Consider the following 13498-nt stretch of genomic DNA (forward strand, 5'->3'; position numbering starts at 1 on the left):
CAGCGGCCTCGCCATCCCCGCCGGTCCTTTCAGCAATCGCCTAGAAATTACCGCCGGTGGGGCTTGCGGGACCGCAAGCCCCACCGGCGCTGAAAGTCGATCATGACGCATCTCGGCGCCCGGCAACGATCCTGCCGCGATTAGATCAAAGAGTCGTGCAGCAGGCTGGAAGACGACAGCTCGAAGACGTCCTTCACAGCCAGCGTGAAATCGTGGCTGGTAGTGTTTCCGGCCGCGTCATAAGCTTCGGCCGTGAAGGTCAGACTGTGGGTGCTTTCGTAGTCGATCGCGGCCTTCGTCTGGATCTTGTTGCCGACGAGCTTGAAGATGCCGTCGGCATCATCGGTCAGCCGCCACTTCACCGTGCCGCCTTCCGGATCGACGGCGGAGAGAAGGCCGACCGAGGTGCCGATCGCGACATTCTCGGAGATCGAGCTGCGCGAGAAGGAGAGCTTGATCGGCGCCTGGTTGACCGGTGCCTCGTTGACGTCGAGCACGCTGATCGTGATGTCCTTTTCGACGGTCACCTTGCCATCGGAGACGGCCACCTTGATCGTGTGCGACTTGGCTGTCTCGTAGTCCAGCGCCTTCGAGGTGACGACGCGGTTGCCTTTCAGCCGGAAGTGATCGCCGGCGCCGTCGAGCAGCGTGTAGGTGAGGGGATCGCCGTCGGCGTCCTTGGCGCTGAGCAGACCAACGGTGGTCCAAATCGGAGTATCCTCGGATAGGGCGGTTTTCGAAAGCTGGACGTTGGTTGGGGCAGAGTTGTTGGACGTGAAGGTTTCCGTGGCAAAATCGTAGATGCCATCGGCAAAACGCGCGAACTCGATATCTTTCAGCGTGTCCGTGCCTTGGTCGGCGCTGGTCAGAATGTAATCGCCATCGTTCAAAGCGAGGGAATAAGTGGCGAAGTGGCCTGAGAAGATCGCGGTGTCGATGCCGGCACCGCCGTCGATGGCATCGTCGCCGGCGCCGCCGGTCAGTTTGTCATCGCCGGCATTGCCGTTGAGGACGTCGTTGCCGCCGCTGCCGTCGAAAATGTCGTTGCCGCCGGTGCCGGTAAAGTCGTCGCCGCCGCTGCCGGTCTTGACATCGATGCCGAAGGCGTCGCCGGCGATGAAAGATCCGAGATCTCCGAGCTCGTCGGAAAGATCGAGATGGGCACTGTCCGTCAGGGACACCGAAGCGCGGAAATCGCCGAACGGATCAGTCGACCAGACGATCTTGTCGAAGCTTTCGAACTGCGCGCTCGATCCGGCAACCGACCATCCGGCCGTTTCAAGAATCTCGACGTTCTTGACCGTCAGGCCCTGGAGCGAGGTTACCTGCAACGTATCGATCCCGGCGCCGCCATCGATCGTTCCGGAATTCATTGAAGCGAATGTCTCGAGAGTTATGGCATCGTTACCGTCGCCCGCATCGATATCAACCACTTCGGAGACAAGGCCAAAAAGCTCACCATCCGAGATCGTATCGTTACCCGCGCCGCCTCTGATGATGTCATTTCCGATGTCGCCCCAGAGCTGGTCATTGCCGTCACCGCCATTCAGCGTGTCATGGCCATCGCCACCATGAAGCTGATCGTTTCCGGCCCCGCCGCTCAGCGTGTCATTGCCGTCACCGCAATTGATGTTGTCGTTGCCGGCGCCTGTGGTGATCGCATTGTCGCCGCCTGAGCCGGTGATATTGGCGGAGCCTGAGCCCAGTTCGTCGGAAAGGTCTACCGTGCCGGAATCCGAGATGACCAGCTTGACAGGGACGAGAGGGTTGATCTCGGAGTCGCGGATGACGTCGTAAGCTTCGAACTCGGCGCCGGTCTTGGTAATCGTGACGCCGTGCGTCTCGAGGATATTCAAAGCAGTAGGCGGCTCGGTGCTGTTGACCGCGAAAGTCTGCGTGGCGAAATCGTAGACGCCATCGGCAAAGCGCGCGAGTTCGACGTCCGTCAGTCTGTCCGTGCCCTCAAGTACGCTCGTGACAACATAGCTGCCGTCTTCTGACGCAAGGGAGTAATTCGCGAAATTGCCAGAGAAAACCGCCATGTCGACCCCGGCGCCGCCATCGATGGTGTCGCTGCCATCGCCACCGGTCAACCTGTCATTGCCGTCGTTGCCATTGATGAGGTCGTTGCCGCCACCGCCGTCGAGAATGTCGTTTACGGCGCTGCCCCTGAGCTCGTCGTTGCCATCGCCAGTTTTGACGTCGATGCCGGAGAAGCCCCTGACAAGAGTGTCGAGAATCCCCAGTTCGTCGGAAAGATCGAGGTGGGCGCTGTCCGTCACAATCAATGAGGGGTCATAACTAAAGACCGGATCGCTTGACCTGGCGATCTTGTCGAAGCTTTCGAACTGCGCGCTCGAACCGCTCACTTGGAAATCGGCGAGTTCAAGCACTTCAACATTCTTGATCGTCAGGTCGCGGAGCGCCGATACTCGCAACGTATCGATCCCGGCACCGCCATCGATGGTTCCCGATATCAGTGGAGCGAATCTCTCAATGGTTATCAAGTCGTCGCCGTCGCCGCCGTCAATATCGACGATTTCCGGCTGGAGGCTGCCATCAGGTCCGAGCACAAAGCCAAAACCACCATCAGTGATTCTGTCGTTGCCATCACCGCCGATCAGTTTGTCGTTGCCGGCATCGCCGTAGATCGTGTCATCGCCGTTGCCGCCGCTCAGCGTGTCCGCGCCGTCGCCGCCCGAAATCATATCGTTGCCGGCGCCCGTTGTGATCGTGTTGTCGCCGCTTGTGCCGGTTACGTTCGCGGAAACCGAGCCCAGCTCGTCGGCCAGATCCGCCACGGACGAATCGGAAACAGTGAGGGAGACAGGAGCGGAAGGATCGGCTTCGGAGTCGCGGATGACATCGTAGGCTTCGAACTCAGCTCCGGTCTTGGTAACTGTGGCGCCGTTCGTGTCCAGAATATTCAAGGCCATATAAAATATCTTTCCCCAAAAGATGCGTTGTACTCGGCAATATGAGACATGCCCGAGAGAGCTGTTTTATTGCTCAGCGGATGACAACTCCTCATGGATCTATGCCAACCCAAGATTAAGTTTTCAATGCAGAATTGTGTATTTTCTAGCATTTTTAATGAAAAACTAAGGATGACATATTGCGGAAAGCGAATTTTATTTTGAGAACTCAAAGCCATACTTTGGTCTTCTAAATAGCATTATCTTTTCATACTCGGGCGGTGGTCTCTCGCAAAAGTTGTGTTTTCGGCCGTCTCTTCGGGAGTGCTGCGTCGCGCGACCGCCCGCCCCACTATCGCAGGTTGGTGGTGGCTAGACTTATTCCGGCTTCCGGCGCGGGAGGCGTTACGCGAGCTTGATGAGTCCCGCCTTCGTCGGCGTGAAACCGCAGGCGTGGTAGAAGCCTGTGAGGTGCGGCTCGAAATCGACATGCAGCCATTCGGCGCCGCGCTCCTGCGCAACCCTTGTCGCCTCCCGGACCAGCCGCGTGGCGATGCCTTGCCTGCGCACGTCGGGATGAACCGATGTGTCGAGGAGGAAGGCATGGATGCCGCCATCCCAGGCGACGTTGACGAAGCCGACGAGCCTGTCGTCGTGGTAGGCGCCGATATGGGCGAGGCTGCGGGAGAGGATAGGGGTGAAGTCGCGCGGGGCGAGGGCGTCCCAGGCGGCGGACCAGAGGGAGCTAAGTTCGACGGCGGAGGGGAAGGGGTCGATGCGGAGTTCCAGCATTGGGGTGCTTCCTTCATCGGTAATCGAGGACGGGCGTCGCGGGCTCATTCCGCGACGACGACCAGCCGACTCTCGCGGCATTCAAGGGCCATGTCGAAGAGAAAATCGACGCCAGGCTGCTTGGCCATATCGATCCGCCGCCGGGTGATGACGAGCGGGGCGGCGCATTCCGCTCGATCGGGGCAACGTCGTCGCGCTGACGCTGGGTCAGGAAGGCATCATCGGGAAAATTCTTCTCGGCCATTGCGCAGAAGCCGTCCGTCAGCGGCGGGTTGTCCTCGACATAATAGGCGATCATCCCACCGTCAATGCGATCTTCACGGATCTTGCTCATTTCCTCCAGGATATTGGCGCGTGCGGCCCGCCGCAATTCCTCGCGGGTCGAGGTGAGCGGCGGGCATTTCCGCAAGGGCGCAACTGAAGCTTCGTTGACACCCTTGTGACTGAGAACATAATCGGAACATCCAGTACTCCACCGGCGGAGAAAAGGGCATGTGCGGACGCATATTCTTCAGGACATCGCTTGAGGAACTCATTAGCAATTTTCCCTTTGCCGTGAAGGGCGGGGATATCGACGGGCTTGGAAATCGCTTTCCCCGGTGGAACGGCGCACCGTCGCAGGATTATCCCATCATCGTCAGGGATATCGTGCGCGAGCCGGATACATCGGGTCCCATCTTCGTGTCGGCACGCTGGGGCCTGCTGCCCTCCTGGGCCAAATCAGGCGGCCGGCCGCCGCCCGTCAATGTCCGCTGCGAGACCATCGCTTCTACTGGCATGTTTCGCGCGGCATATCGTTCGCGCCGGTGCCTCGTGCCGATCAACGGCTTCTTCGAGTGGAAGGACATTCATGGCACGGGCAAGAACAAGCAGCCCTATGCGATCGCGATGAAGGACGGCTCTGCCTTCGCGCTCGCCGGCATCTGGGAAAGCTGGAAAGATGAGAACGGCATTTCGATGCGCAACTTCGCCATCGTCACCTGCGAGTCGAACGAGATGATGGCTGAGATCCATGACCGCATGCCCGTCATCCTGCATCGCGAGGATTATGAACGCTGGCTGTCGCCGGAGCCGGATCCGAACGATCTGATGAGGCCTTTCCCGGCCGAGCTGATGACGATATGGACGATCGGACGGGGCGTCGGCTCGCCCAGGAATGACGGGCCCGAGATCCTCGAGGAAGTCGAGGACGATCCGGAGCCGGCGCTGCTCTAGGGCAAGCCAGGCAAGGGGTGGCGGTCTTGCCTCCGGAATTGCTCTCATTTTCACCGGCTCGGGCGGGAGCCCTTCACGAAACTATGCGGCAAACACATCCTCACGAGGAGAGGACAACGCATGCAAGACGATGTCGGAACGCTGTTAAGGTCGTTCCTCAACAATGCCCTTCGCAGACAGACGCAGCGCCGGATCCGGGACTTCGGCGGCTATGAGATCGGCAAACGCCGAAAGCCTGATGTCATCGATGCGATCGCCAACGAGGTAGCAGCATTCCTCTGCACCTATCTCAACATCAAAGCGAACGGCCTGCCGGTGAAGAGGGAAGCAGTAGCTTCCGCCATCGCCGGGGCGCTGCGGAACGTCTCCGATGAACTCGCCTACAGGCTGACCTGGCGCGACGACCAGGCGTGGAGAACCGTGTGCGAGGCCGTCGCCGTTTTCCTGGAAGCCTGTATGGAGTTCGACCCGAAGACCTATGACGGGTCGCTGACGGCGCGATCGAACTATAACGGCTGGAAGGACTGGGAGGTGATTGTCAGCGGCGAGAGGCCAAGGGGCAAATGGCGCCACGCCTGGAAGGAAAAACCGGGCGACGATTTCATCGGCTTCGACGGCGAAACCTGCATGGGGCGGATCTTCAAGATCAATCTCACCGGCTCCGACGAGCGCTGGTACTGGCTGCTCGCCGCCGACGGCAGCCCGCGCCGCGGCTGGCCGGCGGCGGGGTACGAGGCGAGTGCCAGGAGTGCGGCCTGTCGGGTGGAGCGGATTTATTTTGCGCTGGTGAAGGGGGAGGCGAGGATTGTGTATAGGTGAGGAGGAAGGTGGGAGAGGGCGGTTGTCCATCAGGATCGGTTGGCTGAGGTCGCTCGCCCCGCGCTGTCGGGTATGGTAGGACCGACCGAGTAATTACCAGCAATGTATTCACGTACGGACGCGATTGAGTTGCCAGGTGAGTTATTGCATTTGGTGCCTAAAGGGGCACGGCCACCGTTCACAGATATCAGAAGAGCTTGGAGCGGAAATCCTGTCTTGGCAGCTGTCGCGGAACGAGCGTGGATTCATAGGCGAACTATTTGGTTGGGAACAAATCAAATGGGCCAGGTTGAGACCTTCGTAGAGCGGATCGCAGCTGTAAAGCTGGAGAACTGCTTCAATCCTTATGCAGATACATGTGAGATATTTGATCGACGATCAGCACCTTTAATCAGACGACAGAATTTGCTGCGCATCCTGTGCGCGTTGGGCGCTGCCGGTGAGATTGATGTCTGGGTGGGTCGGGATTTGGGCTATAGAGGCGGTAGAAGGACAGGTCTTGCTCTCACCGACGAACATAGTTTGGAACTCTATGCTTTCCACCTTAAAGTTTTTTCGCTCGAGCGATCCACGCATGGTCCTCCGGTGAAAGAGAGAACGGCGGCGAGCGTGTATCGAGTGCTCACCGCCGTGAACATACCGATCCTGACGTGGAATGTATTTCCTCTACATCCTCACGAAAGTGGCAAGCCGATGTCAAATCGCCAGCACACTCGCTCTGAAGCGGAACTGGGATTTAGTTTTCTGGAGGAACTCTGCACTTCGTTCCCGGTGAGAAATCTCATTGCTATCGGCAATGACGCTGCCGTCTGGACGCAGCGTTTGGCACTTCGAAATCTTTGTGTGCGTCACCCCAGTTACGGGGGGCAGACAATTTTCCTGAAGCAGATGAACGAGATTTATGGACAGCGCATAGAGAGCTACGGTCAAGGGGGAGCGATCTAAGCCTCAACGCCCCGGCCGCCCGGTCTTCCCCTTTGTCCGCCCCTTGCGCTTCTGCTCGCCGGGCTCCTCATAGCTCCCGGCGCCAACCCGGCCGCGAACCACCGGCCTGACGCCGTCGTCGCGTTCCGGCTGGCCTTCGAGCAGCGGTGAGAACCGCTTCGTGCCCTTGGCGGCGTCCGGCTTCTCCGGCACGTGGCCGATCACCGGTTTTTCCGTGCGGCCGACGGTCATTTCGTCGAGCGTGTTGCGGCGGAAGAGGCTCTTGCCTTCTCCGGCGGGGGTGGCGACGTGGCGGCCCATTTCGTCAAGTTCTGGTTTGGCGAAGTAGGTGCGTGTAGCACCCCCCTCTGTCCTGCCAGACATCTCCCCCACAAGGGGGGAGATCGACTCGCGGCTAGCTTTTCCGCTCCTCTTGCCGCCCTCCTGGTTGCGCGCTTCCTCTCTCGCCATCGGATCGTCCATGACAGCCAGCTCGGCGGCTTTGAGGCGTTTGATTTCGTCGCGCAGGCGGGCGGCTTTTTCGAAGTCGAGGTCGGCGGCGGCGTCGCGCATGCTCTTTTCGAGTGCGTTGAGATGGGCCTGAAGGTTGTTGCCGACGAGGTTGCCGCCGTCGGCGAAGCCTTTGCCGGAGACGCCCGAGATGTCGGCGCGGACGTGGTCGCGCTCGTAGACGCTGTCGAGGATGTCGGAGATCTTGGCCTTGACGGATTCCGGCGTGATCCCGTTTTCGAGGTTATAGGCCATCTGCTTTTCGCGGCGGCGCGCGGTCTCGTCCATGGCGCGCTGCATGGAGCCGGTGATCTGATCGGCATAGAGGATGACCTTGCCGTCGACGTTTCGCGCGGCGCGGCCGATCGTCTGGATCAGCGACGTCTCGGAGCGCAGGAAGCCTTCCTTGTCGGCGTCGAGGATGGCGACGAAGCCGCATTCGGGAATGTCGAGGCCCTCGCGCAGCAGGTTGATGCCGACCAGCACGTCGAAGGCGCCGAGGCGCAGGTCGCGGATGATCTCGATACGCTCCAGCGTGTCGATATCCGAGTGCATGTAGCGCACACGCACGCCCTGCTCATGCAGATATTCGGTCAGGTCCTCGGCCATGCGCTTGGTCAGCACGGTGCAGAGGGTGCGGTAGCCCTTGGCGGCGGTTTCGCGGATCTCGCCGAGCACGTCATCGACCTGGGTGCGGGCCGAGCGGACTTCGACCGGCGGGTCGATCAGCCCCGTCGGGCGGATAACCTGTTCGGCGAAGACGCCGCCGGATTGTTCCATCTCCCAGCTGCCTGGTGTGGCCGAAACGGCGATTGTGTCGGGGCGCATGGCGTCCCATTCCTCGAAGCGCAGCGGCCGGTTGTCCATGCAGGAGGGCAGCCGGAAACCATATTCGGCCAGCGTCGCCTTGCGGCGGAAGTCGCCGCGATACATGCCGCCGATCTGCGGCACGGTGACATGGCTCTCGTCGATGAAGACGATGGCGTTGTCGGGGATATATTCGAACAGCGTCGGCGGCGGATCGCCGGGATCGCGGCCGGTGAGATAGCGCGAATAGTTCTCGATGCCCTGGCAGGAGCCTGTGGCTTCCAGCATCTCGATATCGTAGCGGGTGCGCTGCTCCAGGCGCTGGGCCTCCAGCAGGCGGCCGGCCTTCTCAAGCTCGGCGAGGCGCAGCCGCAGCTCCTCCTTGATCGCCTTGATGGCGCCGTTCAGCGTCGGGCGCGGGGTGACATAGTGCGAATTGGCGTAGATCTTCACCGATTTCAGGTCGCCGGTCTTCTGGCCGGTCAGCGGGTCGAATTCGGTGATGGCGTCGATCTCGTCGCCGAACATCGAGATGCGCCAGGCGGCATCCTCGAGGTGGGCAGGGAAGATTTCGATCGTATCGCCGCGCACGCGGAAGGAGCCGCGGGTGAAATCCATGTCGCGGCGTTTATATTGCTGGGCGACGAGATCGGCCAGCAGCTGGCGCTGGTCCAGCCGGTCGCCAACCGACATCTGGAAGGTCATCGCCGTATAGGTCTCGACCGAGCCGATACCGTAGATGCAGGAGACCGAGGCGACGATGATGCAATCGTCACGTTCGAGCAGCGAGCGCGTTGCCGAGTGGCGCATGCGGTCGATCTGCTCGTTGATCGAGCTTTCCTTCTCGATATAGGTGTCGGAGCGCGGCACATAGGCTTCCGGCTGGTAGTAATCGTAATAGGAAACGAAATATTCCACCGCATTGTCGGGGAAGAAGTTCTTGAATTCGGAATAGAGCTGGGCGGCCAGCGTTTTGTTCGGCGCCAGGATGACAGCCGGGCGCTGCGTCTCCTCGATCACCTTGGCCATGGTGAAGGTCTTGCCCGAGCCAGTGACGCCGAGCAGCACTTGGCTGCGCTCGCCGCTCTGCAGGCCCTCGACGAGGTCGCGGATCGCCGTCGGCTGGTCGCCGGCCGGCTTGTATTCCGAAGCCATGCGGATGGTGATGCCGCCTTCGGATTTGTCCGGGCGGGCAGGGCGGTGCGGCGTCCAGATCTTGCCGTTCTTGTGCAGCGGGTTGCCGCTTTCGATCAGCTTCGACAGCGCCTCCACCGTGGCGGTGACGCCGCCAGGCGCCAAACTGCCGGCATCCTCCAACGAGATGTCGAGGCCGGCCACCGGGTTGAGACCGGCGGCGGCCCGCGTCTTCGGGTCGGAGGAACCGCCGATCGAGACGCCGCGGGCCGTCTTGCCGACGGTCGCCTTCTTGTTGACGCTGACGGCCTCCGAATGCTTGCGCGCCGCGTTCTCCACCTTCTTCCGGTGCTTGCCAGCCTTGGAGGCAATCTCACGCTGGCTCTCGACGCCGGATGCTTCGGCATCGGCCTCAAGCTGCCTCACCCAATCGGCGACGGAGCCGGAGAGCGGGGCGCCTTCGAAGGACGATTGCGGGGCTTCCTCGAAACCATTCGAGGGCGAAGATTTTTTCGGAGATCTGGCCATGGCGCGAATATGGAGAGAGTCAGCGCGAAAGGGAAGAGGCAAAGAGTACAAAAGGGAAACGAATGAATCATTCGGATTGGCTCAACAATTCTTATGGCGGCGGCCGGAGCGCCCGTCTTGCCATTCGACGCCTCCGCGGAGCCACAGGGCCTTCCTTCGGTCCGCACTGGAACCGGCATCGGCCTTCAGCAGTTAGTCCTATGTCATCTCAGCGTCAGGTGCGACTGCCATTAGCGACCATTCCGCCTTCTGGAAAAAACCGATCTCTATCGATCTTGATACCGGCGAACGGCTGGTTCTCCGCTCACCGCAGGATGCGCTTTACGCACTCGTCACCGACTGGCCGGTGAATGGCGGCGTCCATCAGCAGAGGGCGATCGACTTCTGCCGTGCCTGGCTTGCCGGACGCATGCCGGCTGAAACGGTGCGGCAGGCTTTTATCCTTGCGGCGCTGGAAGCTGGCGTCTCGATCAATGATGATGGGGAAGGGGGTGCAAATTCCTCTTCAGATCGTCCGGTATAGATGGATTGACGCGGCCACATGCGCGGCGTCGACAATGTCTATTTTCATGTATTGCAAATATTGTTCCCGTTGTGTTTGTAGAATTCGCAGCGTTGTCGCGCTCGATTCTTTGGAGATTCATCTGAATGAAAATAAAAGTCCTTGCTTGCGCAGCCCTGCTGATGCTGGCGGGCTGCAACGCCCCCGTTTCGCAATCCGTTGCAGATTCCCAGCGTCCTCCCTCCAGTGACATCAGGCAGAACTTCATCGATATCGTATTCAAGAGAAGTTATAGACACGAAGCGGGCGAAGTCGTCTGGGCGCGGATTTCAAGCGTGGTGCTGCTCGAGCCCGAGAAGAAGATCTATGCTTATTGTGTGCGGGTGGTGCCCAAGCGCAGCTGGGGCGACTGGGCCTATCTCGGCGTCTCCTTTACGGAAGGCCAAATCCTCGGCGCAACGGCGAATGACTATCGTTGCAAGGACAAGCGGCTGCGCTACTACCCGTTTCCTGAGCTGACCGGCATGAAGACCTGACGCAGGACAAGGGCTTCGGCCGCGTCGCCGTTCAAGAGCTCGTTGAGCCGCGGCTCGGATCTGCGCGGCCTGAGAGGGTGGAGCCGCGAAGCACAGGCTTATACCAGCTTCTTTAAATCCCATCTGTCGACCATTGATAAAGCGAGATCAACTGAATGAAGTTTAGATCCCTTGCTTACGCTGCCCTGATGGCTCTGGCGGGCTGCCAAGCTCCGGCACCGCAATCAGTAGCAGATTCGCAGCGCCCGCCGTCCAGCTCCGTCCGACACGAGTACGTCGACGCTCTGCGGGGAACGATTAAGCCGGGGAACTTCGTAAAGGCCGAGATTTCCAGCGTGGTTCTGCTTAATCCGGAAAAGCAGATATATGCCTATTGCACGCGCACGACGGAACGCAGCAACCCGAACTGGTCCTATATCGGCCTGGGCTTGCAACACGACATGATACTGTACCTAAGAAGGAACGATGATCGCTGCCACGATAAGCGACTGCGGTACTATGATTTTCCGGAACTGCGGAACATGAAGTACTAGGCAGACGCGGGACATTTGCCGGCCTCGCCAGCTACCGTCCGGGCGCCGTCAAAACCAGCGATCCCTCACACAGCGGCCGTCGGAAGGAATATCACTGGACGTGTCCAATCCATCGAAATGGTCGATCGGCAGCGAGCTTAGGGCGCGCGAGCCATCGATTCCTTAAAAGCATGGTCCGCAGCCTTGATCCATCTCCGGCAATGCATGCCCCGCGGATAAAAGTCTGTGGTTGAAGGCTTACTGATCTCCCGCAATGCGGGCGGCAATGTTACAGCTGCCGCGGGAACTGGGGACCATTCATGAAAAAGATCATTATTGTACTCGTGGCGGTCGCGGCACTGGCCGGCTGCGCCAAACGTCCTGACGCCATCGTACAGGTTGATATACCGATGGCCGCCTATACCAACCTCAGCTGCGAGGCGCTCGCCGTCGAGCTCAAGAAAGAGAAGGCCAAGCTCGACGATCTCTCCAAGCAGCAGATCAGCGCAGCGAACGGCGATGCGTTCGGCGTCTTCCTCGTCGGCGTTCCAATCGGCAGCGTCGCCGGCGGAGACAAGGAAGGGGAAATTGCAGCGTCCAAAGGCAAGGTCTCGGCTATGCAGTCCGCCGGCATGAGCAAGGGCTGCAAGCTGCCCGGCTGATTGCATTGAGATCGAGTCAGGGCACCGGTCTACGCTCAGGAAATGCTTGGCGTTGGAAGCGGACTGCGCATTCCGCAGTCTGCGCAACGGATAGGCCGTGTCAGCGAAGGCAGCGCTTTTGCCCGCGAGATCCATTCTCACATTTGCTTAAGCGAAGACGGCTTCTCTGGAGTCCTCCACTGTCGACGCCCTGCAGTACCATGCGAGGACGACAACCGATCCAATGGGAAATAACAGTGCAAGAAGCTGCCACCATCCGCTGCGGTTGCTGTCGTGAAGGCGTCGGGCGGCCATGGCGATCGACGGAAGAAACGTAGCCAGCCACCAGATCAGGTTCAAGGTTCCGCTCCGATCCACGACATACAAAACGATGGCGACGAGAAAGACGAAGAGCGTCGGGTACCAGAATTCCGATCGGCCCGCTCTGCCGCTGAAATTCACGTAGTTCTTGAAATAGCTTCCAATCGCCTGGCCGAAACCCATGGCCTGTGGCAGGCCGCCGAAGCGGTTAGGCCCGCCCGGCGGTTTCCTGAAGACGAAGATCAATGCTACGCCGATCGGCGGCGGGATGATCCTTTGAGAAGGCCGCGATCGCCGTCACTCAGCGCTTGACCAGAACGCTTGCCTGCACCGGCTGTTCGATGCCCTTCAGCGTCAGCATTCGCGTTTCGGCGTCTGCCGCGAGTTCGGGAGCCTTCGCGGCTGTTTCGGCCGAGATCAGAATCTCGCCGGCAGCCGCCTGGGATTCGAGCCTTGCGGCCTGGTTGACGACGCCGCCGATCGCGGTGAAATCGCTGCGGAAGCTCGAGAATTCGCCGATCTGGACCTCGCCGGAATGGATGCCGACGCCGACGCCCAGGGTGCGGCCTGGCAGGGAGTCAAGCGCCAGCCCGCCTAGCGCCGCAGCGCAGTTCCGCTGGATCTCCCTGGCGGCGCCGATCGCCGCACTGGCGTGATCCTTGCGGATGATCGGGAAATTGAAGATCGCCATCAGGCCGTCGCCCATCTGCTTGTTGACAATGCCGTCGTGCGCCCAGATCGCCTGGGCGCAGCGATCCTGGAACAGGCTGACGATTTCGCTCAAGCGCACTGCCTCGATGCGTTCCGAAAGATCGGTAAAGCCCCTTATGTCGGCGAACAGGATAGTGGCGTCGACGGTGATCTGGCGCTGCTTCTTCACATATTGGAAGGAGCGCTCGCAGATCGTGCAGATATCGGGGTTCATCTTGCTGCGGGTGATGCCGAGGGCGCGGAAGGGGAGCGCGAGCGGCCCGCCGATCGGGATCGGCATATGCATCTGATCCCAACAGCCGCGGCAGATCCTGGCGCTGCCGTGTCTTGCCTGCTCTGAGAAGGTGGATTCTGTCGTCATGTCGCACGATCCAATGGCCGTGGTGAATCTTCCGTCACTAAGTAGGTTTTGGCAACTGTTGTGTTGGTTGAGGAGGTTTCATAGCCACGGGCGGAGCCGTTGCGTCGGCCTACGGACCAAGTGCGTTGGCCTACGGACCAACTGCGTTGGCCGTGGGATAACAGACACAGTTGTTACTCCCACTGTTCGATGTCCGATGCGAAACTATGTCGGACCGATGCACGATGCATCGGCTTTCGAACAGGAGGCGCGGGAACTCGCGCCAATGAG

The 13498-nt window shown here is 60.2% G+C and carries 13 protein-coding genes and 1 pseudogene; 7 read left to right on the plus strand and 7 right to left on the minus strand.

Annotated elements, in window-relative coordinates:
• Window positions 1-140: 140 nt before the first annotated feature.
• From FFR93_RS12060 to FFR93_RS12070, 3 genes are all read right to left on the minus strand, one after another.
• Window positions 141-2936 (minus strand): metal-binding protein, encoded by a 2796-nt coding sequence (locus FFR93_RS12060; protein ID WP_138393383.1) that lies wholly within the window; start codon window positions 2934-2936, stop codon window positions 141-143.
• A gap of 384 nt (window positions 2937-3320) precedes the next feature.
• Window positions 3321-3707, minus strand: coding sequence for a GNAT family N-acetyltransferase (locus FFR93_RS12065; RefSeq protein WP_138393384.1), 387 nt, complete (start codon window positions 3705-3707; stop codon window positions 3321-3323).
• A 13-nt stretch (window positions 3708-3720) separates the two neighbouring features.
• Window positions 3721-4041, minus strand: coding sequence for a hypothetical protein (locus FFR93_RS12070; RefSeq protein WP_138393385.1), 321 nt, complete (start codon window positions 4039-4041; stop codon window positions 3721-3723).
• A 158-nt stretch (window positions 4042-4199) separates the two neighbouring features.
• Here FFR93_RS12070 and FFR93_RS12075 point away from each other — a divergent pair, with 158 nt between their 5' ends.
• From FFR93_RS12075 to FFR93_RS12085, 3 genes are all read left to right on the plus strand, one after another.
• Complete coding sequence (locus FFR93_RS12075) at window positions 4200-4922, plus strand: SOS response-associated peptidase (RefSeq protein ID WP_138393386.1); 723 nt, start codon at window positions 4200-4202, stop codon at window positions 4920-4922.
• A 120-nt stretch (window positions 4923-5042) separates the two neighbouring features.
• On the plus strand, window positions 5043-5741 hold the full coding sequence (locus FFR93_RS12080) for a hypothetical protein (RefSeq protein WP_138393387.1): 699 nt from the start codon (window positions 5043-5045) through the stop codon (window positions 5739-5741).
• 279 nt (window positions 5742-6020) lie between these two features.
• Window positions 6021-6686 carry a uracil-DNA glycosylase gene (locus tag FFR93_RS12085; protein WP_138393388.1) on the plus strand — a complete coding sequence of 222 codons (666 nt, stop codon included), beginning with the start codon at window positions 6021-6023 and terminating at the stop codon, window positions 6684-6686.
• Between the two features lie 3 nt (window positions 6687-6689).
• Here the strand turns inward: FFR93_RS12085 and uvrB are convergent, their stop codons facing one another.
• Window positions 6690-9644 carry an excinuclease ABC subunit UvrB gene (uvrB, locus tag FFR93_RS12090; protein WP_138393389.1) on the minus strand — a complete coding sequence of 985 codons (2955 nt, stop codon included), beginning with the start codon at window positions 9642-9644 and terminating at the stop codon, window positions 6690-6692.
• 292 nt (window positions 9645-9936) lie between these two features.
• On the opposite strand from uvrB, the gene FFR93_RS12095 reads away from it, so the two are divergent.
• The 3 genes from FFR93_RS12095 (at window position 9937) to FFR93_RS41400 (ending at window position 11215) form a co-directional block, all read left to right on the plus strand.
• The gene (locus FFR93_RS12095; RefSeq protein WP_246569423.1) at window positions 9937-10167 is read left to right on the plus strand and encodes a DUF982 domain-containing protein; all 231 of its coding nucleotides are present in this window, start codon (window positions 9937-9939) and stop codon (window positions 10165-10167) included.
• 125 nt (window positions 10168-10292) lie between these two features.
• Window positions 10293-10682 carry a hypothetical protein gene (locus FFR93_RS12100; RefSeq protein WP_064705348.1) on the plus strand — a complete coding sequence of 130 codons (390 nt, stop codon included), beginning with the start codon at window positions 10293-10295 and terminating at the stop codon, window positions 10680-10682.
• Window positions 10683-10837: 155 nt separating this feature from the next.
• Window positions 10838-11215 (plus strand): hypothetical protein, encoded by a 378-nt coding sequence (locus FFR93_RS41400; protein WP_138393390.1) that lies wholly within the window; start codon window positions 10838-10840, stop codon window positions 11213-11215.
• A gap of 48 nt (window positions 11216-11263) precedes the next feature.
• Here FFR93_RS41400 and FFR93_RS12110 read toward each other — a convergent pair.
• A pseudogene (locus tag FFR93_RS12110) lies at window positions 11264-11347 on the minus strand (GFA family protein); the annotation flags it as partial.
• A gap of 167 nt (window positions 11348-11514) precedes the next feature.
• Here FFR93_RS12110 and FFR93_RS12115 point away from each other — a divergent pair.
• On the plus strand, window positions 11515-11856 hold the full coding sequence (locus FFR93_RS12115) for a membrane lipoprotein lipid attachment site-containing protein (protein ID WP_138393391.1): 342 nt from the start codon (window positions 11515-11517) through the stop codon (window positions 11854-11856).
• A 147-nt stretch (window positions 11857-12003) separates the two neighbouring features.
• Here FFR93_RS12115 and FFR93_RS12120 read toward each other — a convergent pair whose 3' ends face one another.
• Window positions 12004-12429 (minus strand): DUF805 domain-containing protein, encoded by a 426-nt coding sequence (locus FFR93_RS12120; protein ID WP_138393392.1) that lies wholly within the window; start codon window positions 12427-12429, stop codon window positions 12004-12006.
• A gap of 28 nt (window positions 12430-12457) precedes the next feature.
• On the minus strand, window positions 12458-13228 hold the full coding sequence (locus FFR93_RS12125; RefSeq protein WP_138393393.1) for an adenylate/guanylate cyclase domain-containing protein: 771 nt from the start codon (window positions 13226-13228) through the stop codon (window positions 12458-12460).
• Window positions 13229-13498: the final 270 nt, after the last annotated feature.

The sequence above is a fragment of the Rhizobium sp. MHM7A genome (assembly GCF_005862215.1).
GTDB classification, from domain to species: domain Bacteria; phylum Pseudomonadota; class Alphaproteobacteria; order Rhizobiales; family Rhizobiaceae; genus Rhizobium; species Rhizobium bangladeshense.

What these genes read in the sequence shown, in the direction of transcription:
- FFR93_RS12100 (WP_064705348.1), top strand. Translation starts at nt 10,293, where the DNA reads ATGAAAATAAAAGTCCTTGCTTGCGCAGCCCTGCTGATGCTGGCGGGC.
- FFR93_RS12125 (WP_138393393.1), bottom strand. Translation starts at nt 13,228, where the DNA reads ATGACGACAGAATCCACCTTCTCAGAGCAGGCAAGACACGGCAGCGCC.
- uvrB (WP_138393389.1), bottom strand. Translation starts at nt 9,644, where the DNA reads ATGGCCAGATCTCCGAAAAAATCTTCGCCCTCGAATGGTTTCGAGGAA.
- FFR93_RS41400 (WP_138393390.1), top strand. Translation starts at nt 10,838, where the DNA reads ATGAAGTTTAGATCCCTTGCTTACGCTGCCCTGATGGCTCTGGCGGGC.
- FFR93_RS12075 (WP_138393386.1), top strand. Translation starts at nt 4,200, where the DNA reads ATGTGCGGACGCATATTCTTCAGGACATCGCTTGAGGAACTCATTAGC.
- FFR93_RS12080 (WP_138393387.1), top strand. Translation starts at nt 5,043, where the DNA reads ATGCAAGACGATGTCGGAACGCTGTTAAGGTCGTTCCTCAACAATGCC.
- FFR93_RS12070 (WP_138393385.1), bottom strand. Translation starts at nt 4,041, where the DNA reads ATGAGCAAGATCCGTGAAGATCGCATTGACGGTGGGATGATCGCCTAT.
- FFR93_RS12115 (WP_138393391.1), top strand. Translation starts at nt 11,515, where the DNA reads ATGAAAAAGATCATTATTGTACTCGTGGCGGTCGCGGCACTGGCCGGC.
- FFR93_RS12060 (WP_138393383.1), bottom strand. Translation starts at nt 2,936, where the DNA reads ATGGCCTTGAATATTCTGGACACGAACGGCGCCACAGTTACCAAGACC.
- FFR93_RS12085 (WP_138393388.1), top strand. Translation starts at nt 6,021, where the DNA reads ATGGGCCAGGTTGAGACCTTCGTAGAGCGGATCGCAGCTGTAAAGCTG.
- FFR93_RS12065 (WP_138393384.1), bottom strand. Translation starts at nt 3,707, where the DNA reads ATGCTGGAACTCCGCATCGACCCCTTCCCCTCCGCCGTCGAACTTAGC.